General features: G+C 31.3%; 26 protein-coding genes. 25 read left to right on the top strand and 1 reads right to left on the bottom strand.

Features of this window, described 5'->3' with window-relative positions; translation table 11 throughout:
• Window positions 1-48 precede the first annotated feature (48 nt).
• The 9 genes from N4A57_RS05505 (at window position 49) to N4A57_RS05465 (ending at window position 11,219) form a co-directional block, all read left to right on the top strand.
• Window positions 49-3,501 carry a DNA polymerase III subunit alpha gene (locus N4A57_RS05505; RefSeq protein ID WP_293656653.1) on the top strand — a complete coding sequence of 1,151 codons (3,453 nt, stop codon included), beginning with the start codon at window positions 49-51 and terminating at the stop codon, window positions 3,499-3,501.
• Window positions 3,502-3,663: 162 nt separating this feature from the next.
• Window positions 3,664-3,846: a hypothetical protein gene (locus tag N4A57_RS05500; protein ID WP_293656749.1), complete on the top strand. Its 183-nt coding sequence runs from the start codon at window positions 3,664-3,666 to the stop codon at window positions 3,844-3,846.
• Window positions 3,847-4,015: 169 nt separating this feature from the next.
• Window positions 4,016-4,975: a 6-phosphofructokinase gene (gene pfkA / locus N4A57_RS05495; RefSeq protein WP_293656652.1), complete on the top strand. Its 960-nt coding sequence runs from the start codon at window positions 4,016-4,018 to the stop codon at window positions 4,973-4,975.
• Window positions 4,976-5,012: 37 nt separating this feature from the next.
• Window positions 5,013-6,761, top strand: a complete 1,749-nt coding sequence (pyk, locus tag N4A57_RS05490) for a pyruvate kinase (protein WP_293656650.1) — start codon at window positions 5,013-5,015, stop codon at window positions 6,759-6,761.
• Between the two features lie 151 nt (window positions 6,762-6,912).
• Window positions 6,913-7,338: an acyl-CoA thioesterase gene (locus tag N4A57_RS05485; RefSeq protein ID WP_293656648.1), complete on the top strand. Its 426-nt coding sequence runs from the start codon at window positions 6,913-6,915 to the stop codon at window positions 7,336-7,338.
• A 2-nt stretch (window positions 7,339-7,340) separates the two neighbouring features.
• Window positions 7,341-7,727, top strand: coding sequence for an FxsA family protein (locus N4A57_RS05480; RefSeq protein ID WP_293656646.1), 387 nt, complete (start codon window positions 7,341-7,343; stop codon window positions 7,725-7,727).
• A gap of 313 nt (window positions 7,728-8,040) precedes the next feature.
• Window positions 8,041-9,276, top strand: a complete 1,236-nt coding sequence (locus N4A57_RS05475) for an efflux RND transporter periplasmic adaptor subunit (protein ID WP_293656645.1) — start codon at window positions 8,041-8,043, stop codon at window positions 9,274-9,276.
• Window position 9,277: 1 nt separating this feature from the next.
• Window positions 9,278-9,991 carry an ABC transporter ATP-binding protein gene (locus N4A57_RS05470; protein ID WP_293656643.1) on the top strand — a complete coding sequence of 238 codons (714 nt, stop codon included), beginning with the start codon at window positions 9,278-9,280 and terminating at the stop codon, window positions 9,989-9,991.
• A 10-nt stretch (window positions 9,992-10,001) separates the two neighbouring features.
• A complete protein-coding gene (locus N4A57_RS05465; protein WP_293656641.1) occupies window positions 10,002-11,219 on the top strand; it encodes an ABC transporter permease in 1,218 nt (405 codons plus the stop codon).
• Between the two features lie 47 nt (window positions 11,220-11,266).
• On the opposite strand, the gene N4A57_RS05460 is transcribed toward N4A57_RS05465, so the two are convergent.
• Complete coding sequence (locus N4A57_RS05460) at window positions 11,267-12,223, bottom strand: GerMN domain-containing protein (protein ID WP_293656640.1); 957 nt, start codon at window positions 12,221-12,223, stop codon at window positions 11,267-11,269.
• Between the two features lie 420 nt (window positions 12,224-12,643).
• Between N4A57_RS05460 and N4A57_RS05455 the strand changes: the two genes are divergently transcribed.
• From N4A57_RS05455 to N4A57_RS05380, 16 genes are all read left to right on the top strand, one after another.
• A complete protein-coding gene (locus N4A57_RS05455) occupies window positions 12,644-13,099 on the top strand; it encodes a hypothetical protein (RefSeq protein WP_293656639.1) in 456 nt (151 codons plus the stop codon).
• 87 nt (window positions 13,100-13,186) lie between these two features.
• Complete coding sequence (locus N4A57_RS05450) at window positions 13,187-13,654, top strand: response regulator (protein ID WP_293656637.1); 468 nt, start codon at window positions 13,187-13,189, stop codon at window positions 13,652-13,654.
• Window positions 13,655-13,664: 10 nt separating this feature from the next.
• Window positions 13,665-14,036, top strand: coding sequence for an ATP-binding protein (locus N4A57_RS05445; protein ID WP_293656635.1), 372 nt, complete (start codon window positions 13,665-13,667; stop codon window positions 14,034-14,036).
• Between the two features lie 10 nt (window positions 14,037-14,046).
• A complete protein-coding gene (rlmD, locus tag N4A57_RS05440) occupies window positions 14,047-15,408 on the top strand; it encodes a 23S rRNA (uracil(1939)-C(5))-methyltransferase RlmD (protein WP_293656634.1) in 1,362 nt (453 codons plus the stop codon).
• 977 nt (window positions 15,409-16,385) lie between these two features.
• Window positions 16,386-16,769, top strand: a complete 384-nt coding sequence (locus tag N4A57_RS05435; protein ID WP_293656633.1) for a hypothetical protein — start codon at window positions 16,386-16,388, stop codon at window positions 16,767-16,769.
• Window positions 16,770-16,813: 44 nt separating this feature from the next.
• Window positions 16,814-17,107: a hypothetical protein gene (locus N4A57_RS05430; RefSeq protein WP_293656632.1), complete on the top strand. Its 294-nt coding sequence runs from the start codon at window positions 16,814-16,816 to the stop codon at window positions 17,105-17,107.
• A gap of 266 nt (window positions 17,108-17,373) precedes the next feature.
• Window positions 17,374-17,922, top strand: coding sequence for a recombinase family protein (locus tag N4A57_RS05425; RefSeq protein WP_293656630.1), 549 nt, complete (start codon window positions 17,374-17,376; stop codon window positions 17,920-17,922).
• Between the two features lie 140 nt (window positions 17,923-18,062).
• Window positions 18,063-18,650, top strand: a complete 588-nt coding sequence (locus N4A57_RS05420) for a tyrosine-type recombinase/integrase (protein ID WP_293656628.1) — start codon at window positions 18,063-18,065, stop codon at window positions 18,648-18,650.
• 268 nt (window positions 18,651-18,918) lie between these two features.
• Window positions 18,919-19,080, top strand: a complete 162-nt coding sequence (locus N4A57_RS05415) for a hypothetical protein (RefSeq protein ID WP_293656627.1) — start codon at window positions 18,919-18,921, stop codon at window positions 19,078-19,080.
• Window positions 19,081-20,598 (top strand): recombinase family protein, encoded by a 1,518-nt coding sequence (locus tag N4A57_RS05410; RefSeq protein ID WP_293656626.1) that lies wholly within the window; start codon window positions 19,081-19,083, stop codon window positions 20,596-20,598.
• Window positions 20,599-20,730: 132 nt separating this feature from the next.
• Window positions 20,731-21,153, top strand: a complete 423-nt coding sequence (locus N4A57_RS05405; protein ID WP_293656624.1) for a VOC family protein — start codon at window positions 20,731-20,733, stop codon at window positions 21,151-21,153.
• 493 nt (window positions 21,154-21,646) lie between these two features.
• A complete protein-coding gene (locus tag N4A57_RS05400) occupies window positions 21,647-22,777 on the top strand; it encodes a cohesin domain-containing protein (RefSeq protein ID WP_293656623.1) in 1,131 nt (376 codons plus the stop codon).
• 409 nt (window positions 22,778-23,186) lie between these two features.
• Entirely contained in the window at window positions 23,187-23,381 is a 195-nt protein-coding gene (locus N4A57_RS05395) for a hypothetical protein (protein ID WP_293656621.1), read from the top strand.
• A 604-nt stretch (window positions 23,382-23,985) separates the two neighbouring features.
• Window positions 23,986-24,180, top strand: a complete 195-nt coding sequence (locus N4A57_RS05390) for a hypothetical protein (RefSeq protein WP_293656620.1) — start codon at window positions 23,986-23,988, stop codon at window positions 24,178-24,180.
• Window positions 24,181-24,400: 220 nt separating this feature from the next.
• Window positions 24,401-25,417 carry an Rpn family recombination-promoting nuclease/putative transposase gene (locus tag N4A57_RS05385; RefSeq protein WP_293656618.1) on the top strand — a complete coding sequence of 339 codons (1,017 nt, stop codon included), beginning with the start codon at window positions 24,401-24,403 and terminating at the stop codon, window positions 25,415-25,417.
• A gap of 561 nt (window positions 25,418-25,978) precedes the next feature.
• Complete coding sequence (locus tag N4A57_RS05380) at window positions 25,979-26,155, top strand: hypothetical protein (protein ID WP_293656616.1); 177 nt, start codon at window positions 25,979-25,981, stop codon at window positions 26,153-26,155.

Genomic DNA, 26,155 nt, shown 5'->3' with positions numbered 1-26,155 from the left:
ATATCTATTTTTGGTTTTACAAGCTCACAAAAGTAAAGGGGGGATTTTGTGTCAAATTTTGTTCATTTGCACTTGCATACAGAGTACAGTTTACTTGATGGAGCAACTAGAATAAAAGACCTTATAAAAGAAGCCAAGGAAATGGGAATGAAGGCTGTGGCCATTACAGACCATGGAAGTATGTTTGGTGTAATTGATTTTTATAAGGAGGCAAAAAAACATGGAATTAATCCTGTAATAGGATGTGAAGTATATACGGCAAAGAGAACCATGTATGACAAGGACCCGGTTAAGGATAAAAAAATGGGTCATCTAGTTTTACTGGCTAAAAATAATGAGGGATATAAAAATTTAATTAAATTAGTATCAAGGGGATATACTAAAGGATTTTATTATAAACCTAGAATTGATATAGATATATTAAGAAAACATAGTGAAGGTCTTGTGTGTTTAAGTGCATGCATTGCAGGAAGTGTACAGACAAAATTATTAAATGATGATTATGAAGGTGCAAAGAAAGAAGCACTAGAATTAGAAAATATATTTGGAAAGGGAAATTTCTATTTAGAAATTCAAGATCATGGTATTGAGGAACAAAAAAAGATTAATGAGTTTTTATTTAAATTAAGTGGCGAAACTAATATTCCATTAGTAGCAACTAATGATGTGCACTATTTAAAAAAGAGCGATGCAGATGTTCATGATGTGCTTATATGTATCCAAACGGGAAAAACTGTAGATGAAGAGGAAAGAATGAAGTTTCCTAGTGATGAATTTTATTTTAAATCGGAAGAAGAAATGAGAAGGTTGTTTCCAAATCATCCTGAGGCCATTGAAAATACATTGAAAATTGCTAATATGTGTAATGTGGAATTCGATTTTAATACTATTCATTTACCTAATTATGAAGTACCAGAGGAGTATTCTAAAAAGGAATACCTAAGAAAACTTTGTGAAGATGGATTAAGACAAAAGTATAAACATATTAATGACCAGTTAAAGGATAGATTAGAGTATGAAGTAAGTACAATAGAAAATATGGGATATGTGGAATATTTCCTCATTGTGTGGGACTTTATAAGATATGCTAAGGATAATAATATAATGGTAGGACCAGGACGTGGTTCAGCAGCTGGAAGTATTGTGGCATATACTTTAGGAATTACAGATATTGACCCTATAAAATATGGACTCATATTTGAACGTTTTCTAAATCCAGAGAGGGTAACCATGCCCGATATAGATATTGACTTTTGCTATGAGAGAAGGCAAGAAGTTATAGATTATGTTATAAGAAAATATGGAAAAGAAAAGGTTGCTCAAATCATAACCTTTGGAACAATGGCAGCAAGGGCTGCCCTTCGTGATGTGGGACGAGCAATTAACGTGCCCTATGCTAAGGTGGACTCCATAGCAAAGGAAATTCCTATGCAACTGGGAATTACTATACAAAAGGCCATAAAAATAAATCCTAAATTTAAAGAAATATATGATTCTGATTCGGAAGCAAAATATTTAATAGATGTGGCCTTGGCTTTAGAAGGAATGCCTCGTCATGCATCAACCCATGCAGCGGGTGTGGTTATATCCAAAGAGGCCATAGATGAATATGTGCCCCTTTATATGCATAATGATGCCATGTCAACTCAGTTTACAATGACTACCCTAGAAGAATTAGGTCTACTTAAAATGGATTTTTTAGGACTTAGGAATCTAACGGTAATTAGGGATGCAAAAACTTTAATAGAAGAAAAATATAATGTTAAAATCGATTTTTCTAGTATGGAATATGATGACTCTAAAGTATATGAATTAATTAGTAAGGGAGATACTTTAGGCGTATTTCAGCTAGAAAGTTCTGGTATGAGACAATTTATGAAGGATTTAAAACCCGATTGCTTTGAAGATATTATAGCGGGAATATCCCTTTATAGACCTGGGCCCATGGATTCTATTCCAAAGTATATAGAATATAAAAAAAATCCTAGTAAAATAGAATATGTCCATGAAAAACTAGAACCCATATTAGATGTGACCTATGGATGTTTGGTTTATCAAGAACAGGTTATGCAAGTAGTAAGGGATTTAGCTGGTTTTTCCTATGGTCGAAGTGATTTAGTACGTCGTGCCATGGGTAAAAAGAAAATGGATGTAATGGAACAGGAAAGAAAGCACTTTATCCATGGGAAATTAGATGAAGATGGAAACGTGGAAATAGCAGGTTGTGTAGCTAATGGAGTAGGAGAAGTGGCTGCAAACAAAATATTTGATGATATGGTTGAATTTGCCAAGTATGCCTTTAATAAATCCCATGCAGCAGCCTATGCAGTACTAGGTTATGAGACTGCGTATTTAAAGACCTATTATCCAGTAGAATTTATGGCTGCCCTAATAACTAGTGTAATGGGTAACTCAGACAAGGTAGGCGAATATATACAAGATTGTAGAAAGAAAAATATAAAAATATTACCACCTCACATAAATGAAAGTTATGAAAAGTTTACTGTGGAAGATGGTAAGATAAGATTTGGATTACTAGCAGTGAAAAATGTGGGATCAAATGTAATAGAGGCAATAGTAAATGCAAGAAAAGAAAAAGGAAAATTTATTAGCTTTAATGATTTTTGTGATAAAATAGACATAACCCAAATTAATAAAAGGGCAATTGAGAGTTTAATAAGGGCTGGTGCCTTTGATAATTTAGATGCTAATAGGGCCCAACTCCTTGCTGTTTACGAAAAGGCTATAGAATCTGCCCAACAGGATAGAAAGAGAAATATACAAGGGCAGTTTTCCATGTTTCAAAGTTTTGATGATGTTATGAAAGAAAGTATAAACTTTAGTTATCCTAACTTGGCTGAATTTCCACAAAAGGTATTGTTGTCTATGGAAAAGGAAATGGTGGGCCTTTATGTGAGTGGACATCCCTTGTCTACCTATGAAGAAAAAATAAAGGAAGTTACCTCTTCTAACATATTAAATCTAAATAATTCTATAGAATATGGAAAATTAGATGGGAAAAAAGTCCGATTAGCTGGTATAATACAAGGAAGACAAAATAAGATAACAAGAAATAATCAAATAATGTCATTTTTAACATTAGAAGATTTAACTGCTAGTATGGAAGTATTAGTTTTTCCAAAGGTTTATTCCAAGTACGAAGAACTTATATATGAAGATAATATAGTCATAATAGATGGACGACTAAATTATAAGGAAGATGAAGAACCTAAACTTATAGCAGATAAAATAAGAGTTCTTACTAATGAAACTATAGGTTCAAAGAAACTATATCTAAAAGTATCAGATAAAGATGATCCTAAAATAGAGGAATTAAAGGATGTTCTTAGAAAATATAAGGGAGAGGACCCTGTAATTATATATATGGAAAAGGAAAAGAAGAGCCTTCGTGCAAATAAAAATCTATGGATAAGTATGAAAGAGGAACTTTTAATAGAACTAAGGAAATTATTAGGAGAAGAATCTGTTAAAATAAGATAGACAAAGGTCCACATTGTTTTTTAAAAACAAAAAGGTTGTGGTATAATATAAACTCGCAAATGAAATATGAAATAAAAAATAATCAGAGAAAATACTATAATAGGGTTTGTAGATTAATTTAAATAGTAGAAATTGCATAATTGGAAAAAGGGGGATATACCAGTGTGGATGACAGTATACATGGCACATAACAAGGGGGATTCTGATAGGATTTCTCAACTCTTAAAGGATGAAGGTTTTTTAGTAAAAGTCAGGTCAATCGGAAAAGATAATAAGGTATATGAACTTATGGTTCCCAAGACTGAGGTGGAAGAAGCCCATCAGGTTATAGTGGGTTTGTGTTAAATAAATAACATTAAAGGGAAGCCTAAATGGAGCTTCCCTTTATTTTTTTATCATATATGAAAGTGTACGATTATAAAATTGCAAAAAACATATGAAGTGAACTTTATATTAATTAAAAGTTGACTTGTAGATAAATGAAAGATCTTTATGTAAGGAGTGAGGATTGAACATGAAAAAAATAGGAGTTTTGACAAGTGGTGGCGACTCTCCAGGTATGAATGCGGCTGTGAGGGCTGTAGTTCGTGCTGGAATATATAATGGGTTAGAAGTCGTTGGGATCAAAAGGGGATACGCAGGTCTAATAAATGGGGAAATACAGAATATGGACTTATCTTCTGTGGCTGATATTATCCATAGGGGAGGAACTATCCTAAGAAGTGCAAGATGCTTAGAAATGAAAGAAGAAGAAGGATTTAAAAAAGCCCTTAATGTAATAGGTATATTTGGGATTGAGGGTATTGTTGTTATTGGTGGAGATGGTTCTATGCGTGGGGCAGAAAAATTAAGCAAGGCCGGAATAGCAACTATGGGATTACCAGGAACTATTGATAATGATTTAGCTTATACAGATTATACTATTGGATTTAAAACAGCTGTAAATACAGTACTTGGAGCCATTAGTAATATAAGAGATACGTCTGCTTCCCATGATAGAGTAAGTATTATTGAAGTTATGGGAAGACATTGTGGTGATATAGCACTATATTCTGGTATTGCTGGTGGGGCAGAAAGTATCATAGTACCAGAGGTGAAATTTTCAATAGAAGAAATTTGCAAAAGATTAATTCAAAGTAAAAATAGAGGTAAGCGTCATAGCATTATTATGCTGGCAGAAGGTATTGGAAATGCTTATGAAATTACAAAGGACATCCAAGAAAAATCAGGTCTTGAAGCAAGACTTACTACCCTTGGACATCTTCAAAGGGGAGGAAGTCCAGTGGCTTATGACAGAATATTAGCAAGTCGTATGGGGGAAAGGGCTGTTAAGCTTCTTATGGAAGGTAAAAAGAGTAGAGCAATAGGAATCACAGGAACTGAAATTTGTGACCAGGATATTTCAGAAGCTTTAAGCATGAAAAAAGAAATGAACATGGAACTATATGAACTTGCAAAGGTATTATCAATCTAGTTTATAATCAAATACAAATATAATGGAGGAAGTATTTATGAGAAAAACTAAAATTATCTGTACAATTGGACCAGCTAGTGAAAAGAAAGAAGTATTAAGGGAGTTAATTGACTGCGGATTAAACGTGGCTAGGTTAAACTTCTCCCATGGAAATCATGAAGAGCATAAAGCACGTATGGATATGATAAAGGAATTAAGAGAAGAAACTGGTAAGCATGTGGCCATATTATTAGATACTAAGGGACCAGAAATACGTACAAGAAAGTTTGATAAGCCAGAAGTATTATTAGAAGAGGGAAAAGAGTTTACAATAACTACTAGGGATTTAGTAGGAAATGAAACTATTGGTAGTGTTACATATGAAGGAATTGCCAATGATGTGGTTCCTGGAGATACTATATTAATAGATGATGGATTAATTGGACTAGAAGTATTAAGTATAGAAGATACTGAAGTTAGATGTTTAATTAAAAACACTGGAGTTGTGAAGAACAATAAGGGGGTAAATGTACCAGGAGTTAAGATTAATTTACCTGCTATCACTGAAAAGGATAGAAAGGATATTATCTTTGGTATAGAACAAGGAATAGACTTTATTGCCGCATCATTCGTGAGAAAGGCAGAAGATGTTTTAGCCATTAGAGAAATCCTAGAAGCCCATGGTGGAGAAGATATTCACATCATATCTAAGATTGAAAATCAAGAAGGTGTGGATAATATTAATAAGATAATTGAAGTATCTGATGGAATAATGGTAGCTAGAGGAGATTTAGGAGTTGAAATTCCAACGGAGGAAATTCCACTAGAGCAAAAGAGAATAATTAAAGCTTGCAATGTAGTAGGTAAACCAGTTGTAACTGCAACACAAATGCTTGATTCCATGATGAGAAACCCAAGACCAACAAGAGCGGAGGTTACAGATGTTGCTAATGCTATCTTTGATGGTACTGATGCAATAATGTTATCTGGAGAAACTGCTGCAGGTAAATATCCAGCTGTTGCGGTACAAACTATGGCAAGAATTGCTGAAAGTGCAGAAAATTCATTAGATTATGAAGCAATTTTAAGAGAAAAGACTGTAGGAAAAGAAAAGAGTACTACAGATGCGGTGAGTCATGCATCTTGTAATACGGCTCAAGACTTAGGAGCTAAGGCTATTATTACTGCAACTTCTTCAGGATATACGGCAAGAATGGTAGCTAAATTTAGACCAGAGGCACCTATTGTAGTTACAACTACTTCTGATAGGGTAGCTAGAAAAATGGCCGTTACAAGAGGGGCATATGCAGTCATAGCAAGCCACGGAAATTCTACTGATGAAGTATTTGATTTATCAGTGAAGAAGGCTGTAGAAACGGGTTTTGTAAATAGTGGAGATTTAGTGGTAATCACTGCAGGAGTTCCAGTTGGAGTTGCAGGAAGTACTAACACCATAAAGGTACACGTTGTAGGAGATGTGGTAGTTAAAGGAACTGGACTTGGGCAAAAGTCTGCAAAGGGAAAAGTTTGTATTGCGAATAACCTTAAAGAAGCAGAGGATAAATTCCAAGATGGAGATATTTTAGTGGCGGTTGCTACTGATAAGGATATGGTTGCATTTATGGAAAGATCTTCTGGAATTATTACAGAAGAAGGTGGATTAACTTCCCATGCAGCAGTTGTAGGATTAAGCATTAATAAACCAGTAATTGTTGGTGCAGCTAATGCTACTACAACTTTAAAGGATGGAGACATGATAAATGTAGATACGGCTACTGGAGCAGTTTACAGAACTAGTTCATTATAGACTGTATGAAATAATAATCAATCAGTTAAACTTAAAGTTTGGCTGATTGATTTTGTATTATTAGATTGTTTTTGTTACAATAAATTTAGTCCACGAGTCTATATATAATATATGGTAAAATTTAATGTAATAGTTGAAAGGGGACCTAAATATGTACAAAAGTGAGGCCTTCGTAAGAGTTAGATATGAAGAGACGGATCAAATGGGAGTAGGCTATAACGGAAATTATTTTACCTGGTTTGAGGTAGGTAGAAATGAATTTTTCAGATCATTAGGATATACTTATAAGGATTTAGAAATATCAGGAGTTATATTACCTGTAATAGAGGCTAATTGTAAATATATTCACGCAGCTAAATATGATGATGAACTTGGCATAGAAACTAGAATCACTATGCTAAAGGGTGTAAGACTTAAATTTGAATATAATGTAATTAGAAAAGCAGATAGGGTGATTTTAGCTAAAGGATTTACTATCCATGCCTTTGTAAGTAGGGATTTAAAACCACTTAATTTTAAGAAGGCAAATCCAGAAATTTGGAATTTATTAAATGATAAATTAGAAAAGGGAGAATAAATATGTTACTTAGGTTAATAATATTATTTACAACTATACCCCTATTAGAACTTACCCTGTTATTAAGGCTAAATACTAAGATAGGTTTTATTCCAACTATTAGTATAGTATTAATAACGGGAATAGTTGGGGCATATCTTGCTAAGTCTCAAGGAAGTCATATTATTATGAAAATTAGATTTGATATAAATGAAGGACGAATGCCTACTAATGAACTTATGGATGGCTTATGTGTGTTAGTGGGAGGGGCCATGCTTCTTACACCTGGTATAATTACTGATGGACTAGGTTTTATGTTAGTCATACCTATGACTAGGGAAATGATTAAAATTGCTTTAAAGAAGAAAATTGAAGATAAGATAGATGACAGAAGAATAAATTTTTATTAGTAATATGTACAAAAACAGTATAAAATTAAAAAAAAAGTATTATAATTGTAATAAGCTTTTGAAAAGTATGAGTAACTGATTCTACTCTCAACACAGAAAATAAGGACCCGCCGGGGGTTCTTATTTTTTTTGATAGAATAGGAATCAAAGTTTATGTGAGCCTACTTCAGGAAAGTTACTGTATAGGGAAAACTTCAGATTGATAAATCTATAATATTAAAACTATATTAAAAATCATGTAAATATTTAGTGAAAGTACAAGAATATGGTAAAATATTCAATGTGCAGTAGAATTAAAGGAAGGGGTTTTAGGATGTTTAGGAAGAAGAAGCTACTAACAATTGTAGTTATTGCAGTAGTAGTTGGTTTGGTGGGAATGGGAACTGTAGTAGCAACAAAGAAAAATAATGAGGGAAAGGGTATGGGAGTTTCAACAGTAGATATAAGAAAAGAAAATATTGAATCCAGGATACAGGCCACTGGAAAGATACAATCTATGGATAAGAGAGATATAGTATCTGATGTGGAAGAAAAAATGGAGAAAATGTATGTGAAAAAGGGCGACCTAGTAGAACAGGGTCAAGTACTTATGGAACTAGAAAAAACCCATATAAACTACAAATTAAAAGAAGCTAATATGAAACTAGATATAGCATATAGGAATTTAGAACAATTAAAATCAGATTTGAATGTGAGATTTAAAAATGCTGAGATAAAATATAATGATGCTCAAATCAATTATGAGAGAAATAAAAAATTATACGAAGCTAAAGGTCTTAGTAAATCAGAATATGATAAGGCTAAAAATGAACTAGATACGGCTCAGAATGACTATGTATCGGTAAAAGAAAAATATGGAAATGGAGAAAATGGAAGGGATATATTAAAAGAAAAGAAAGAAATAGAATTACTACAAGTACAAATTGAAAAATTAGAGGATGATTATAAAAAGCATACTATAAAAAGCCCTATTAGGGGAACTATAGTAGATACTAAAATTTCAGAAAGTGGAATAGTAGAGTCCCATATACCTCTAATGTTTATTCAAGATGTGGATAACCTAGAAATTGTTACAGATATTAATGAATATGATGCAGGAAAGATAGATGTAGGGTATGAGGTTAAAATTGAAGGGGATGCCTTTGAAGATAAATCCTATGATGGAGTCATAAAATATGTGGGACCCTTTGCAAAAGAAGTTCAAACAGGACAGGGAAAAGAAAATGTAGTTGAAATTAAAGTAGATATTAAAAATATAGATAAATACTTAAAACCTGGATTTTCTGCTAAATTAGACATACTGACTAAGAAAAAGGAAAATGCCCTAGTGGTTCCCTATGAAACCATATTTACAAGGAAAGATGGTAGTGAAGTGGTATATACTGTAGTGGATGGAAAGGTTCAAGAAAATATTATAAAAACAGGAATTGAAAGTGACCTGGAAGTGGAAATCATAGGAGATACCATAAAAGAAGGAGATAAGGTAATTATGAATCCTACTGAAGATATTAAAGTAGGTGAAGAAGTTAATATGGGTGGAGAGATGTAGTATGATTAAGATTAAAAATTTAAAAAAAATCTACAATACGGGAAGCATTTCTGTGGAAGCATTAAAATGTGTAGATATAGATGTGAAGCCTGAAGAATTTGTATCAATAATGGGCCCTTCAGGCTCTGGAAAATCTACTTTAATGAATATATTAGGATGTTTAGATAAACCTAGTGACGGAAAATATATATTAGATGGACATGAAATAGATGCTTTAAATGAGGGGGATTTGGCTACCATAAGGAATAAAAAAATTGGATTTGTATTTCAATCCTTTAATTTGTTACCACGTATATCAGCCCTAAAGAATGTGGAATTACCCATGATGTATGCAGGAATTCCTCCAAAGGAAAGGAAAGAAAGGGCCATAAAAGCCCTAGAGAGGGTTGGTCTTGGAGATAGGGTCCATCATAAATCTAATGAACTATCTGGAGGTCAAAGGCAACGTGTAGCCATAGCTAGATCTTTAGTCAATGACCCTGCCATAATACTAGCTGATGAACCTACGGGAAATTTAGATACTAAATCGGGGGATGAAGTAATGGGAATATTTCAGCAATTGAACGAGGAAGGAGTAACCATTGTTATGGTAACCCATGAACCAGAAATTGCTGAACATACAAAAAGGGTTATAACTTTTAGAGATGGAGAGCTTATAGAAGATAAACAGGTAGAAGATAGAAGGATAATATCTTTAGAATCTTCAAAGGAATAGGGGTGTTTAAATGAACTTTTTAGAGAGTATAAAAGTGGCCATAGGAGCCATTTGGGTAAATAAATTGCGTTCATTACTTACTATGCTTGGTATTATTATAGGAATATCTTCTGTAATTACAGTAGTAACCTTAGGAGAAGGTAGTCAAAGTGCCATAGATCAAGAATTTGAAAAGTTTGGAGCAGGTAGGGCATATATTGGAACTAATTGGAGAGAAAATCCTACGAGAAAGGATAGACTTACCAAAAGTGATGTGGAGGCACTAAATAGAGCCTTTCATGATGAACTATCGGCCATAATACCTAGTTTGAGTGAAGATGGCAAGGTGAAATCTAAAAGTGATTTAGTAAGTGTAAGGTTAGTAGGAGCCCACGAAGATTATGACAAGATAGAAAAAAATGAACTAGTAAAGGGAAGATACATAACCAAAAGTGATGTTAAATCTAAAAGATCAATTGCCATAATAGATGAAAGGGCAGCCCTTGATGTATTTGGAAGAACTAATGTATTAGGAGAAAGTGTAAATATAGATATGGGATATACTAGTGGCTCTTTTGTTATTGTAGGCTTGTTTGAAGAACCTAAGAGTACCTTAGGAGACTTAGGGGGAGGAGATAATGCCTACAAAATATATGTTCCCATAAGTACATTAGAAAAGATGATAGGTATGGGCGAGACCATATGGGGAATTGAGCTAAATATAAAAAGTGGCATAAATGCAAGGGAAACTACAGATAAAATGATTAAACTTCTAGAGAGAAGACATTCTAATATGGGAGATGAAAAATATAGGGCCTATACGGCAGAAGGAGAAATGGAATCTATAAACAAGGTTACAGGTATAGTTAGGGCTGTTGTAGGGGCCATAGCAGCCATATCCCTAGTTGTAGGTGGTATTGGAGTTATGAATATAATGCTTGTATCTGTTACAGAGCGAACTAGGGAAATAGGTATTAGAAAGGCCATCGGAGCAAAGAGAAGGGATATATTATTACAATTCCTAGTAGAATCGGTCATAATATCAGCAATAGGTGGAATAATAGGTACGGGTATAGGGGTGATAATATCCTTTGGTATAGCTAAGCTTATTAAGATACCTCCTAGGGTATCCCTATTAACCATAATGATTGCTTGGACTTTCTCAGGGGGAATAGGTATAATATCAGGAATATATCCAGCTAACAAGGCATCTAAATTAGATCCAATAGAAGCATTAAGATATGAATAAAAATTTAAAGGGATGGTTTTTAAAAACCGTCCCTAATTTATTATATTTTATGGATTAATAATACTTAAACCTTTCATAGGTACTGATAAATCATAATCTCCGAAAGTAGTGATTTTCTTACCATCTACTTTTATTTCTAAATTATTTATTTCTTCAAAACTAGTATAAGAATAATTTAAACTGTCTATTAACATATTCTTTAAATCAGGTCTATCATTGTAAGCCTTTAAGAAGTTTTTATTAAAGTTTAGTGTTATAGTATCCTGAGTAATAGAGTAATCTAATAGTTCTACTCCCTTAGGCATAACTCCTTTTAATTCGTCCTTGTCAGATTTTAATACTTTTATCACTTTATCCATATGAGCTACATTGGTAGGAACTAACAGATTTCGCCCATTATAATCATAACTTAAATAGGCATAGGAATAATTATTATAGAAAATATTAATAGTATTTTCATTACCTAATAAATTATCTACTTTTTTACCATCTACTAAGAATAAAACTCCATCTACCCCATCTATTGAAGTTAGAGTATTCACAAGAATATATAAAATTTCACTATCATATTCACTAAAGTTATTTCTTGATGAAAAATTTAAATACAAAACCCTATTCCTTATTTTAAGACTATTTATTTTAGGTATATTCATATAGGTCTTTAAAAAATTAACAGTGGATGTAACGGGAGTTCTTGTAGCCCGTATATATTTAGTTGTGGGAAATAAATGTTTCTTAGATATGGTTGGTAAAAATAGTGTAATAGGTAGTTGGGTTTCATCATTTATAGAAATGGGTTTAATATAATTTGGTAAATTTTTAGTATAGATTTCTTCCGATCTAGTTTCTTCTTTAGGTTGTACAATTTCTGTGGAAGTTTTAGTAGATTCTTTTGTATCAATCTTAAAAGCATCTAAGGAAATGTTGTTAATATAACTTGGATAAGCAAGGTTGGCTATACAAATTAAGCATATTAAACATAAGTTGAAAAAAGTATTGAGCATGTTTCTAGCCTCCTCTTTATTATAGATTTTTTGATTATAAACTTACTTTATGCGGGCCTATTTCAGGAAACTATTGAAAATCTTTTCCACCCAAGTCCTTGTCACAAGCGAAAGTATGAATCTTGGTAGATAGGTTCATGAGTCATGTTGGAGTAGCATAGGATGTTGTGACGTTCCAGGGTTTCAAAAATTTTCAATAGTTTCCCTTATAGGCAAGTTACTGTATAAAGAAAGCTTAGTGTTCATAAATCTATAGGTAAAGTATTTTAAAACTGTTTAGAAAATTAAAAATTAAATATCTCTACTATTATTATAAAACTAATGAAGGACAAATTTCCATACTTTTTACATAATTTCTATACTTTTATTTCATATTTAGAACCTATACTAAAGATAAATAAATAATAAGGAGGAATTAAAATGAAAAAAATTGTTACAGCTTTATTAGTAGGGACATTGTTAATAGTATCAGCAGTGCCAGCCTTTGCAACAGAGGATAGAAAGGAAAGGGGCAAGGTCAAGGAACAATTATCTACAGAAATCCAAAAGATGAAAGAAATAAGGAAAGAATCAAAGGATATTAGGGAACATATGAAAGCAGAAAAATCAAGAATAAAAGAATTAAAGGGAAGCTTTAAAGATAATGAAGATAAAAAAGCAGAAATAAAAGAAGAAAGATCAAAATTAAAATCACTTAAAGAAGAAATAAGGGCAATAAGAGAAGAAATAAAAACATTAAGAGAAGGCTTAAAGACTGCTAAGAAAAATAAAGATGTGGAAGGTGCCAAGTCCATATTAAATGAAATAGCCGCAAAGAGAGAGGCGAAGTTAGGAAAATTAAAGGAAGCCTTAGAAATACTTAAGGGAATAAAATAAGATTAATGGGGATAGCTATACTTTCTAGTTATCCCCACTGTTAATTTAGGCTAATTTCTTATAAAATATTTGTAGAGGTGATATGGTATGAAGCATATATTTGTTGTGGATGATGAAAAAAATATAAGAGAACTAATAAATATGTACCTTAAAAAAGAAGGATACAAAGTAACCATGTTTTCAAATGGAGAAAATGTAATAAGTGAGATGAATAGATTAAAACCCCATTTAATAGTACTAGACATAATGATGGAAGGCCTAGATGGATTAGAACTATGTAGGCAAATAAGAAAAAATAGTGAAGTTCCTATTAGATTTGTATCTGCAAGGGGAGAGGAGTTTGATAGAATACTAGGATTAGAACTTGGAGCCGATGACTATCTATCAAAGCCCTTTAGTCCTAGGGAGTTGGTAGTTAGAATAAAGACCATTTTAAGAAGACTTAATAAAAGTCATATGAGTAGTGAAGACATAAAAGTAAAAGATATTACTATATGTGTAGATAGAAGAATAGTAAAAAAGGATCACCTATATAATAAAGAGGGCCATAGATAATCTAAAGTTCATGGCTAAGGAAAAGGATATAAATATAACATTTGAATATGAAGATAAAATAATGGGAAATGTGGACGAAGAAAAGCTTCTTAGGGTATTTATTAATATTATAGGAAACAGTCTAAGATATGCTAAGAATAATATTATAATAAAAGTAGTAGGAAATGAAGATTTGAAAATACTAATAATAGATGATGGCATAGGAATAAAGACAGGAGAAGAAAGTAAAATCTTTGAAAGATTCTATAAGTCTACTGGTGGAAAGACGGGACTTGGACTTTATATAGGAAAAGTAATAATAAATAGACACAAGGGAACCATTATAGCTTATAATAATGAGAGTGGTGGAGCCACTTTTCAAATAAATTTAGGAAAAAGTTAGGAGAAATGTAATGATTGAAATAAGAACGGAAGAAATTTATGAAGTAAATATACATGATTTAGGAACTAGTGGAGAAGGTATCGGTAGGGTAGAAGGTATGACCATATTCATAGAAGGTTGTGTGCCAGGAGATATAGTAAAGGCCAAGATTCATACCCTAAAGAAAAACTATGCCATAGGAACAATGGTAGAAATGGTACAAGAATCGGATATAAGAAAAGACCCAGTCTGTGCTCATGCCCATGAATGTGGTGGATGTCAGATTATGCACATTGATTATGAAGAACAATTAAAAATAAAGACTAAAAAAGTAAGGGATAGTATAGAGAGGATTGGTAAGCTTGAAAATGTAACTGTCCATGACACTATAGGCATGACTAATCCATATCACTACAGAAATAAAGCTCAGTTCCCTGTGGGAATGATAGATTCTAAATCCCTAATAGGATTCTATAAAAAGAAGAGTCATGATATTGTGAACTTAGAAACTTGTCATATTCAACAAGAAGTTAACGAAAAAGTTGTAGAGATAATGAGAAAGTATATAGATGAAAAGAAAATATCCGTATATGATGAAAAGAAGCATAAGGGATTTATTAGACACATTCTTACAAAGGTAGGGTATGCTACTGGGGAAATTATGGTAGTAATAATAGGAAATGGCTATGAATTAATGTATGAAGAAGAAATAGTACAAGACCTAGTGGATAATATAGAAGGTCTTGAAAGTGTAGTATTAAATATAAACAGAAATAAGGCCAACAAAATATTAGGTAAGAAGTGTAAGACCCTATATGGAAAAAATACTATAACAGACTACATAGGGAATCTTAAGTTTGAAATATCTCCACTTTCTTTTTTCCAAGTAAATCCTACTCAAACGGAAGTACTTTATTCTAAAGCATTAGACTATGCTGATTTAAGTGGAAAAGAAACGGTGTATGATATTTATTGTGGAATAGGAACCATATCGTTATTTTTAGCAGGAAAAGCTAAGCAGGTATATGGTATAGAGGTAATAGATGCTGCCATAGAAGATGCTAAGATTAATGCAAAGATTAATGATATAGATAATGCAGCTTTCTTTGTAGGTAAGGCAGAGGAAGTAGTTCCTAAGATGTATAAGGATGGAATGTTAGCAGATGTGGCTGTAGTAGATCCTCCTAGAAAGGGTTGTGATGAAAGGGTCTTAGATACACTAGTGAAAATGAATCCAGAGAGGATTGTATATGTATCTTGTAATCCATCTACATTAGCTAGGGATTTAAAGTTCTTAGATGAGCATGGATATGAAACTGTTGAAGTTCAGCCAGTAGATATGTTCCCTCATACTATGCATGTTGAGTGCTGTGTGTCGTTAAAGAGAAAATAATATTGATTAATAATTTTTAACTATATATGTATGTTGTGAGAAGTCGATTTTAAGGAAAGGGCTTATTTTCTAATTAGAAAGCAAGTCCTTTCTTAGGTTATAAGCTATTGACTAAATCTAAAATCTATCTAATTGAGGATTAAGAAAATATGTATTAGTAGATAGAGGTGGAGGATGTATTAGAGGATGATTAGATAGAAAGTTTTAAATTATAGAATTAAAGATTTACTGAAATTACAATAGTTTGAGAGCTTATTATGGTAATAAAAAAACTGAGGTGCTAAGAATATAGTTATTGTAAGGGTTTGTATGGATTCTGGAGCAAATAATGAAAAAGCATACATTTTGAATTTGAGAGCTAAGGCTCTTATTTTTTTGCATATTTATTTTTATAGATGGCTTTGGGTGTGGTTGATTAATCCAGTATGTATTTAGTGTTACATTAATAGTAGTTACAATTACAACCCACTCACCTTTTATCCTTTCCAATCTCAATTACCAAAATTAACAGATCAGGACAATATGAATTTAATTGAGCAAATAAGTAAATGAAAATATAGGCAATTTATAACATGCTCTGTTATAGAAAACATCAATAAAATTCAAATTAGAATAATTCAGTAACGGCAACGGTAAATGGACAGTTGAACAAAATAAATTATAGATAAAATAAAAGTTGGACATAAAATATGAGACATGAAATATAAGAAGAGGAGAAGAGAAGAAAAAAGAAAAAACTGTGACAAAGTGGAGTAAATCAATTGAATATACTTAGTATATATGGAGTTAACAAAACAAAGAAAGCAAGAAAGAAAAGTAAAGCAGATGAGAAAAAGAGTAACTAAGGTAAAAGGGATTATAAGCTTTATAGATGGGCATATATAACATAATCAGAAGCAATAATTCGTATTCAATCACATATATAGACTGCAGTTGGATGTATATTAATTGATGATAAAGAAAGGGGTGCAGAAAAAATGTTTCAACAAAAACCATTTGACCATATACCACAGGTAACGATTAAATTACCATTGAATCAGCAACTCGCAGCATTAGTATTATATATGTTAAATCACAGATTCGATGGTGGTATTACTATTAGTCTACAAGATATTCAAGAGCAAGGAGCGCAGTTGGTATTATCTACTTTGGTGGACAATTCTTGTAAGGAAAAGGGATATAAAGATGTGCTTACTGTTGTTGAAAATGAGGATTTGAACTCGTTACAAGAACTTATTAACAGTATGATAGAGCAAAAATTTAACGAAAATGATGAGGAATTATTAGAACATTTTAGAGAACTCAATGATGAAGAAGAAAGTAATGAGTGTTGGGAAGATAAGGATGAATTAGCGTTTTAGTAGGCATTTTGCCCTACTATCAAAGAAAGAGGGGGTAACAGCAAATGCAAAAACAGATAATCAGCAACATAGAGGAAAATAGGATATGTGGACTAGAAGGAGTAGAATTTGTACTTATGACAAATGATAGTGCTATTAGTAAAAGGGTATTGACACTACTATTAAAGAGATTTACGTTGTTAATAGAATTGTATGACAAAACAGTTATAGAAGCTTCATACAAGAATTTCAAGTTAATAGCTAGAACAGAACCGGCTATTTTACTAATGTTTAATGAATTGACAGGAGAAGAAATAGAAGTAAATATAGCAGATATAAGGATAGTAAGAGTTTTTTAAATAATATTTTCAGAAACTCTAGAGGATATAGGAACATTAGAATCTCTAGAAATTAAAACAAAATTGAATTTGGGAATTCCCATTAATGTTTTTTCTTTTTCTCGAAAAACTATTTTTAAAGCATATTTTCTGAAAAAAGAAAGTGGGAAAGTTGGGAATATTGGAATCTATGAAAATTACTGGGAATATCAAATGCTTTAGAAATTATAGTATTCCCAAATACTCTAGAGGTTTAGAAAATATTTGTACAGGGGGTATAGAGTAAAATGATATATGCATATATGCAAGAAAATTCAATGAAGGGTATTAATATAGATAATAGTTCACTTATAAAATTGTTAAATGAATCCCAACTTAGAGAAAGTCAAATATTTGTGGATGCTATTGATAGCAAAGAAAGAGCAGATTTAAGAAAATTAATAAAAGAGGTTATAAAAGCAAAAGATATATTAATTGTTAGAAGTATAGCGGATTTATCCGATAATTTCAGAGACCTTATTAAGACTCTAACCTACCTAGAAGATAATGAAATAGAATTAGTTTCCTTAGAAGAACTAGATTATATTTATAAAGCTTATTATCAGATATTTAATGATTTTATAAAAATAGACAATTATTGGAAAGGGGTAAAAAGAATCAAAGGAATCGAAAAGGCAAAATCAGAAGGACGAATAGGTAGAAAGAAAGATATAACGAAGATATCAGATGCTATAAAACTGTATAATCTAGGTTATAAAATTAAAGATATTAAACGTATAACAGGAATTTCTACATCTACTCTATATAGGGAGCTTAAGAACATAAATAAAAAATAAATCCAAGTTCATAAAATATACATTATAAGAACTATGCTTATATAAAAGGATACTGAAATTAAGATGGTAAAAATAGGAACTTTACAAATAGATAAAAAGGAACTTTGCTAGAAAATTCATTGACAAGGGGGGAGAAATATATGGCTAATATAAAAACAAAGATTTTAACGGACCAAGAATATGAGTTGATAATTACTACTATACGGGGAGGATTTACTACTAAAGATGGTAAACAAATAAAACCTAATCCTCGTATAGCAACTATATTGACTATTATGGCAAACTTAGGCTTACGTATTGGAGATGTCATGAAATTAAGATTATCCGATATTATCAGAGATGGTAACCGATATAGATTAGATATCAAGGAAGAAAAGACGGGAAAGAGCAGAGAGTTTACAGTTCCGAGTGAGGTTTTTACCTTTATTCAGGGATATGCCTTAGAACAAGGAATTAGACCTAATCAGAGGTTGTTTCCTATTACAGTTAGAGCAGTACAAAAGCATTTGCACTGTACTACTACTCAATATTTAAAGCTATCAGGGGTATCGACACATTCTTTTAGGAAATATTTTGCTACATCCATCTATCAAGATAATAATTATAATATTGAATTGGTTAGAACCTTACTACAACATTCAAATTCTAGTATTACCCAAAGGTACTTGGGAGTTCAATTACCAGAAATAGAGCAAGCACTTCAGAAACATATTAAGCTTCCTAGCTAAAAGGTTAGGAAGTTTTTATTTTCAGGTAAGAGATATATGATCGGGGCTTTGCCCCGATCATATATCTTTATTCAGTTATGTTTCTAATTTATTTATAGGGCTGGCAAACAGTTTAAAACAGGTTATAATGCATTTGACCAAAAAATAAGAATGGACTATAAAAAATAGCACTTGTAGGTATTGAAGAACATATTTTTATTTTTTAAAACAAAAACAGGGACAGTTTCTCCTAGATAAAATGAAGTTCATAATCTAGGGGGAAACTGGGATGAAAAAACAAGTTAAAACAATTCAAAAAGTAGAAAGATACTTCACTGATAATAGTAGTTGTAGTTTAGAAGGTATTTTTTCAGCATATTACAAATCTATTATTGAAGAAGTAATAAGTGAAAATGTAGACAAAGCCTCAAGTAAGAAGGAGGTAGCTTAAATGAGAGTAGCAGTATATGCAAGGGTATCAAGCGATAAAGAGGGGCAAAAAGATTCAATTGATTATCAAAAGAAGTTTTTTGATAACTATGTTAGGGAAAAAGGATGGGAAATATACAAGTATTATGAAGATACAAAGACGGGTACAGTAGAGAACAGAAAAAATTATCAACTTATGCTGAGTGATGCTCAAGAGGGCAAGTTTGATATTATATTAGCGAAAGAATTAAGTAGATTAGCTAGAAATCAAGGACTGGCTATGGAGTTAAAGAAATTATTAGAGAATAATAGCATTCATCTTATTACTATGGATGGTGCTATTGATACTTTAAAAGGTAATACTACGATGTTTGGATTATATGCGTGGGTATACGAACAGGAAGTACAAAGGACATCTCAAAGAATTAAGATGACATTAAAGACAAGAGCAAAAAATGGAAAACATAATGGAAGTGCTCCATATGGGTATAAAAAAGAAGATGGCAAGTTAATAGTATCAGATGACGAAACAGCAGATATTGTAAGAAGAATATTTAGGGGATATCTAAGTGGAAAAGGTTTTGATGCTATTGCAAGAGGCTTATACAATGACGGAATTAGAACTCCATCAGAAGTTCTAGGGAAAAGTAATGCAAGCCCACTTTGGCATGGTTCAACTGTGAGAAAAATACTCGAAAATCCTCACTATACGGGATGCCTTGACCAAAATAGAGAAGAAACTATAAGTGCAGTAAATAAAAATAGAATTGATAATCCGTTAGATAAGCATAGTATTGTAGCAAATACTCATGAACCAATAATTAGTAAAGAAGATTTTGAAACTGTAAAATCATTAATAGCTTCACGTAGACGAAAAACAGAAGATGGTGATAAATGTAGTAGACCACATCAAAATGTAAATTTGTTTACAGGATTGATTTATTGTGATGACTGTGGGAAGGGGTATCATTTTAAAAAGAATAGACGTGGCTACATATGTGGACAGTATGACAAACACGGTAGTAAAGCGTGCAGTGCAAAATTAGTGATAGAAGATGAACTGATAGATATTATTAGAAAAGATTTAAAGAAGTTATCAAAAAGCTTAAATAATAAAGACTTACTTAGAACATTAAATGAAAGAATTAGTAACAATAAGATAGGGATAAAAAAAGAATTAAAAGTATTAGATTCTAAAATAGATAAGATTGAAAAGTTTAAATCTAAGGCATTGGAAAAACTGATTAATGAAGATATAACAAGGGAAGAGTATAAATTAATAACACAATCTAAGGAAAAAGAATTAGACAGATTAAAAGAAAGACAGATAGGTATTAGAGCTGAACTAGATGAAGAAATTGATGAAGTGCTTTTGAATAGATTAAAAGCATCCATAGAGGAAAAAATAGAATTTAAGGTTATAAACCGTGAGGTTTTAAATAGATTTGTTGATAAAATAGTTGTAGCTGACAATGGGAAAATAGAGATATACTATAAATTTAATGGGTCAGAAAAGATAATGAAAGAGTTAATGGGTTAATAAAGAAGGGTCTTGTAAATACAAGGCTCTTTTATTATAATATAGACAAGATGATGAAAGAAGATAAAGACACACTTGTAGAATATTGTGACATAAGGTTTTGTATTCTATAAAGAAAGAAGGGGTAATAAAATGATACAAACTGTTGTACATATTGCTTTGGTTGTTAAAGATTATGATGAAGCCATTGAGTTTTACACAAAAAAACTTCATTTTACGTTAATTGAAGATACATATCAACCAGAGCAAGATAAACGTTGGGTAGTAGTATCACCACCAGGCTCGTCAGGAACTACAATATTACTTGCAAGGGCTTCAAAACCAGAACAAATAGCTTTCATTGGTAATCAAGCAGGAGGAAGAGTTTTTTTATTTCTTGGGACAGATGATTTTTGGAGAGACTATAATGATATGATAGCAAAAGGAATTGAATTTGTTAGAGAACCAAAAGAACAATCCTATGGTATTGTTGCAGTATTCAAAGATTTATACGGAAACTTATGGGACTTAGTTCAATTTAAAGAAAGTCATCCAATGTTTCAACGCGTAAAATAGACTGAACTTGTAGCAAACTTGCTACATAATATTCTTAAAATATGACATAATAGAATTTTGGTATTAACATTATTTTTTATAGACCCTTGATTTATATTGTAGCGAATTAATATATAAGCTAGTACATAAAGAATCTACACCTAGCACACATCACATGTGGAGACGGTTGCTAAATTATCTAGGAAATAGGAGTATTCACAAGGGATATAGGCCATTTTGAATTAATTAAGGATGGTTATGATTTTAGAAATAAAGAGAAGATTGGGTAAAAGCATATATGATACAAATGAAAAAATGAAGGAATTGGGTACCCAATTCCTTCATTTTTTATGCCTTATATATAAGAATATATTGGTAATTATGTAATTTAATTCTAAAAAATGCTTAAAATTTCCATTATATCGACAAAATACACAAATAAACAGTCTTATATATTATGTGACAATATATTACAATAATCTAAGATATAAATGAAGAAGAGGAGATGATTATTTTGAGAAAAAAACTTTCTAGGAGGATGCTGGTTCTTTTAGTGCTGTTATCATTTGTATTTTTAAATTCTGGAGTATCAGTTTATGCTGCTAGTCTGGGTGAGAATCTAATACAACCAGAAGAGGGTTGGAAAAGATATGACGATGATAATACTATGCTTGTTTATGAAAATATGGGAGATATAGATGATGGCAGCTCGTATTTTTCCAAGGGAGGAATCCATTACTCAAAAGATACGACGAAAAAATCAGGTGTTAAATTCCAATTTACAGGAACTCAGTTCAGATTATTAAGCCAATGTTACCATGATGGAAGAAATAAGAATGTAAATGTATATGTTGATGGAAAACTATACAATTTTTCAGCTCCTCAACAACTCATTGATGGATATATATTATATTATCAAAGTCCAAAACTCGCAGAGGGAGAACATGTAGTTTCTATAGAAAAAAATAAACCCTACAGTGATGGAAATATTGTGATGGATACTATAGATATACATGGTACATTAAAATCTTATCATGAGGAAAAGAAAAGCATATTAGACATAGAGCCAGAAAAAGAAAAAATAAGAGTAAGTGAAGAGGTGTATGCTAATTTAGTTATTGATAATATTAATGAGATTGCAGCTGAAGATATTAAAATAACATATGATAGTAAGAAACTTGAGTATTTACATCCTGAAGAGTTAGATGGAATAAAACTAGTACATAAGGATGAAAAGAATGGTGAACTAAGGTTTATTCTAGCAAGTAAAGGTGAGAGCAATATTATTAATGATAAGAAAAAGTTACTGAAATTGAAATTTAAAGGAATTAGTACAGGAGAAGCCCTTGTTGATATTATAAAGGGTAGAGTTTCTGATGGTATCCAAATGGAGAAGGATTTAAAAGATGAAGAATGTGATGAAGCTACCATAATTATAGAAGCAGTAACAGATGTAAATAATAGTGGTGAATTTACCCTTTTGGATCTAGGCATTGATGCCAGACACCTAAACAAAGATCCAAAATCTGCTGAGCTTACAAAATATAATACGGATATTGTAGCAAATGACACGATTGATGAAGATGATTTATTGGAGATAGGTAAATTTATGATAGCTAATCCAAATTATGAACCAAATAAGTAATAAGTATGAATAGCCCTAGCTTTTGACTAGGGCTTTAGTTTTTCTAAAACAAGTGAAGTATAGAAGTATTATAGATTTCTGGTGTATAAACTTGCTTTATGCGGGCCTATTTCAGGAAAATATATTGAAAATCTTTTCCACCCAAGTCCTTGTCACAAGCGAAAGTGTGAATCTCCGTAGATAGGTTCATGAGTCATGTCGGAGTAGCATAGGATGTTGTGACGTTCCAGGGTTCCAAAGATTTTCAATATATTTTCCCTTATAGGCAAGTTACTGTATAAAGAAATCTTAGTGTTACGAAATCTATATAGGGAAATTTGCCGTATGTGAGCCTAAATTGTAGAAAATAGCTACCTTTGATATAATATAAAAATACAATAACAAAAACTTAGATGAGGAGGTAAAAGCCATGACTAAAACACTATATGATCTAGAAGTAGAAAAAAGTGGGATTGAAAAGGGAATTGAAAAAGGAATTATTAAAGGCAAGATTGAGATGCAAATAGCCATAGCTAAAAATTTAATAGGATTAGGGCTCAGTATAGATAAAATAGTTGAGGCAACTAAATTATCTAGGGAAGAAATAGAAAAATTATATAATTAGCTATTAAATTAATATACCCTCTTTATTCCTCAAGGGGGTGTATTTTTATATGGCATAATAATTTCCCATAGTATTATCATCTATCAAGGCACATGTGGAGATGGTTGTTAAGATAGATGGGGTGAAATGTTTATGTATTAAAATAAATATGGATATTTTTTAGATATAACTTAATAACTTTTGACTGTGGAGAAATAATAAAAGATATTTTAAACTATAAATGAGTATTTTCTTTTCGTTAAGTAGAATACAAAGTGAATAATGGATCTTGGGATAATAAAGAATTTCCGTTTCTTACTTCTGTGAAAAGTTATGAGGTTTATATAGAACATTGGAATGGAAAAATTAAGAATGGAGTTGTTTAAATGTTAGCTATTCAATGTACTAAGAAATTAAAAGATAAATTAAAAATACAGGTGAAAAAGGAAATACCAGGAAATTAGAGGGGTTAGTTATTTAGGCAAACTGTGGAGGAAATTAATATAACATAAAATTTAAGAATATTTAAATTCTATATAACCCATACTAAGGGACAAAGGAAATATCTACATAAGTTTGCCAAGAATGAAAGAGCATAAGGGGAAAAATTAGGGGTGATATTAATATGGGAATTTTGATATTTTATTTCTCACTAGCCTTTGGAATGATGATGATACCTAAATATATTAGGTATAAGGATTCTGACTATAAAGTAGCTAGTGGAAATAGCTTTTTTAAAACATTATTAGATAAAGGGAACTATGGAGAAGTTTTGACTTTTTCATATCTTGAAAAACTAGGTTCCTACCACAAACATTGACAATATTAAAGCAAAAATGTAATAAGGAGAATTTCAGTTAGATAATCTGTGTCCTTTTCCAAGGATAGTGAAAAAATTATGCATATTAAGAAGATGATGATGTCTACATTAGACAGGAGTCATCTTTTTTAAAAATTCAATTCATATATTAATGATAATAGGGAATGTGAATTGTGGAAAATAGCTAGCTTTGATATAATATAAATAGGAAGGTGATAATGTGGCAAAGGATGGAGTAGAAGATAGAGTAAAATTAGATGAAGTATTAAAATCACTATTTAATGTATCAAAAAAAGTATTAGTTCAAATGATGAATAGTTTATTTCATGAGAAGTTTGAAGTAGAAAAAACAGAAGTAACCTTTGAAAATAATGAATTCATATCAGATGAGTACGATATTATAAGGGGAGATTTATTTTTAAAAATATCTAAGGATAAAAAACCTTATCATTATCATATAGAATTGCAAACTAAAAATGATAGCACAATGATAATAAGAATGTTTGAATATGGATTTAAAAAAGCTAAAGAATTAGCTAAATATGAACAATCTAGTGAAACGATAATTCATATTCCAAAACAATTAGTTATATTTATAGAACAAAATAAAAATATAAAAGATGAATTAAAAATGAGATTAGTATTCCCAGATGGGCAGGAGGTTAGTTATGTGGTACCTGTAATGAAGTATTGGGAATATGATGATAAAAAGATAATAGAGGAGAAGATGTATCCTTTATTACCACTTCAAATATTTAAACTTAGATATAAGATGGACTCAATAAAAAGAAAAAATAAAAATACAATAACAAAAGAATTGTTGGACACAGTAATAGAAGCTAAAGAAGTGGCAGAAATAATAGCAAAAGAGGCCAAAGAACTTTATGATAAAGAAGAGATGGATGGAGAGGATTTGCACAAGGTATTACTGGCCATAGGAAATTTGTTTGAATATTTAAATGATAAATATGGAAATAACAAAAACTTAGATGAGGAGGTAAAAGCCATGACTAAAACACTATATGATCCAGAAGTAGAAAAACGCGGGATTGAAAAGGGAATTGAAAAAGGAATTGAAAAGGGAATTGAAAAAGGAATTGAAAAGGGAATTATTAAAGGCAAGATTGAGATGCAAATAGCCATAGCTAAAAATTTAATAGGATTAGGACTAAATATAGATAAAATAGTTGAGGCAACTAAATTATCTAGGGAAGAAATAGAAAAATTATATAATTAGATAGTAAATTAATATACCCTCTTTATTGCTAAAGGGGGTATAATTTTATATGGGATAATAATTTTATATAGTATTATCATCATCCTTTAAAGGGTATTAGATAGGCTAGTAAAGATGAATGTGGAGCATTCCTGTATATGGTGTAGGAAATTTATATTATATAAAATTTAAGAATATTTAAATTCTATATAACCCATACTAAAGGACGAAGGAAATATCTACATAAGTTTACCAAGAACAAAAGAGCATAAGGGCAAAAATCAGGGGTGGTATTAATATGGAATTTTGAAGAAGTGGATAAGCTATATTTAAAACTACAAAAATATACATGTGTAGATGAACTGGTTTAAAAAGCACATATTGAAAATATTAAAGCAAAATGTGATAAGGAGAATTTTAGATGGATAACATGCCTCCTTTTCCAAGAATAGTGAAAAAATTATGCAAATTAAGAAGATGATTTCTATATTAGACAGGAGTCATCTTTTTTTCAACTAAAGATAATTTTGTAAATAATACTTCAAGAGATAAATTTGTCAAATTACATGGAGGAAGATGAATATGAGTCACATGAAAAAACTTTGGAGTGAATTAGGGGATAGGGCTGACAAGTTAGTTTCCTTGCATAATAGAGTTGGTTGTAAACCAGCCCTAGATCAAGCTTTTTTATTGTACAAGAGAATGAACAAAATAAACAGAATGTTAAAACACAAAACTGGAAGAAATGCATGGGAATAG

Origin of the sequence: Anaeromicrobium sp., assembly GCF_025210435.1 — a bacterium.
GTDB lineage: Bacteria > Bacillota > Clostridia > Peptostreptococcales > Thermotaleaceae > Anaeromicrobium.
The sequence above is the reverse complement of the archived record's forward strand: the minus strand, read 5'-3'. Positions and strand labels throughout refer to the sequence as shown.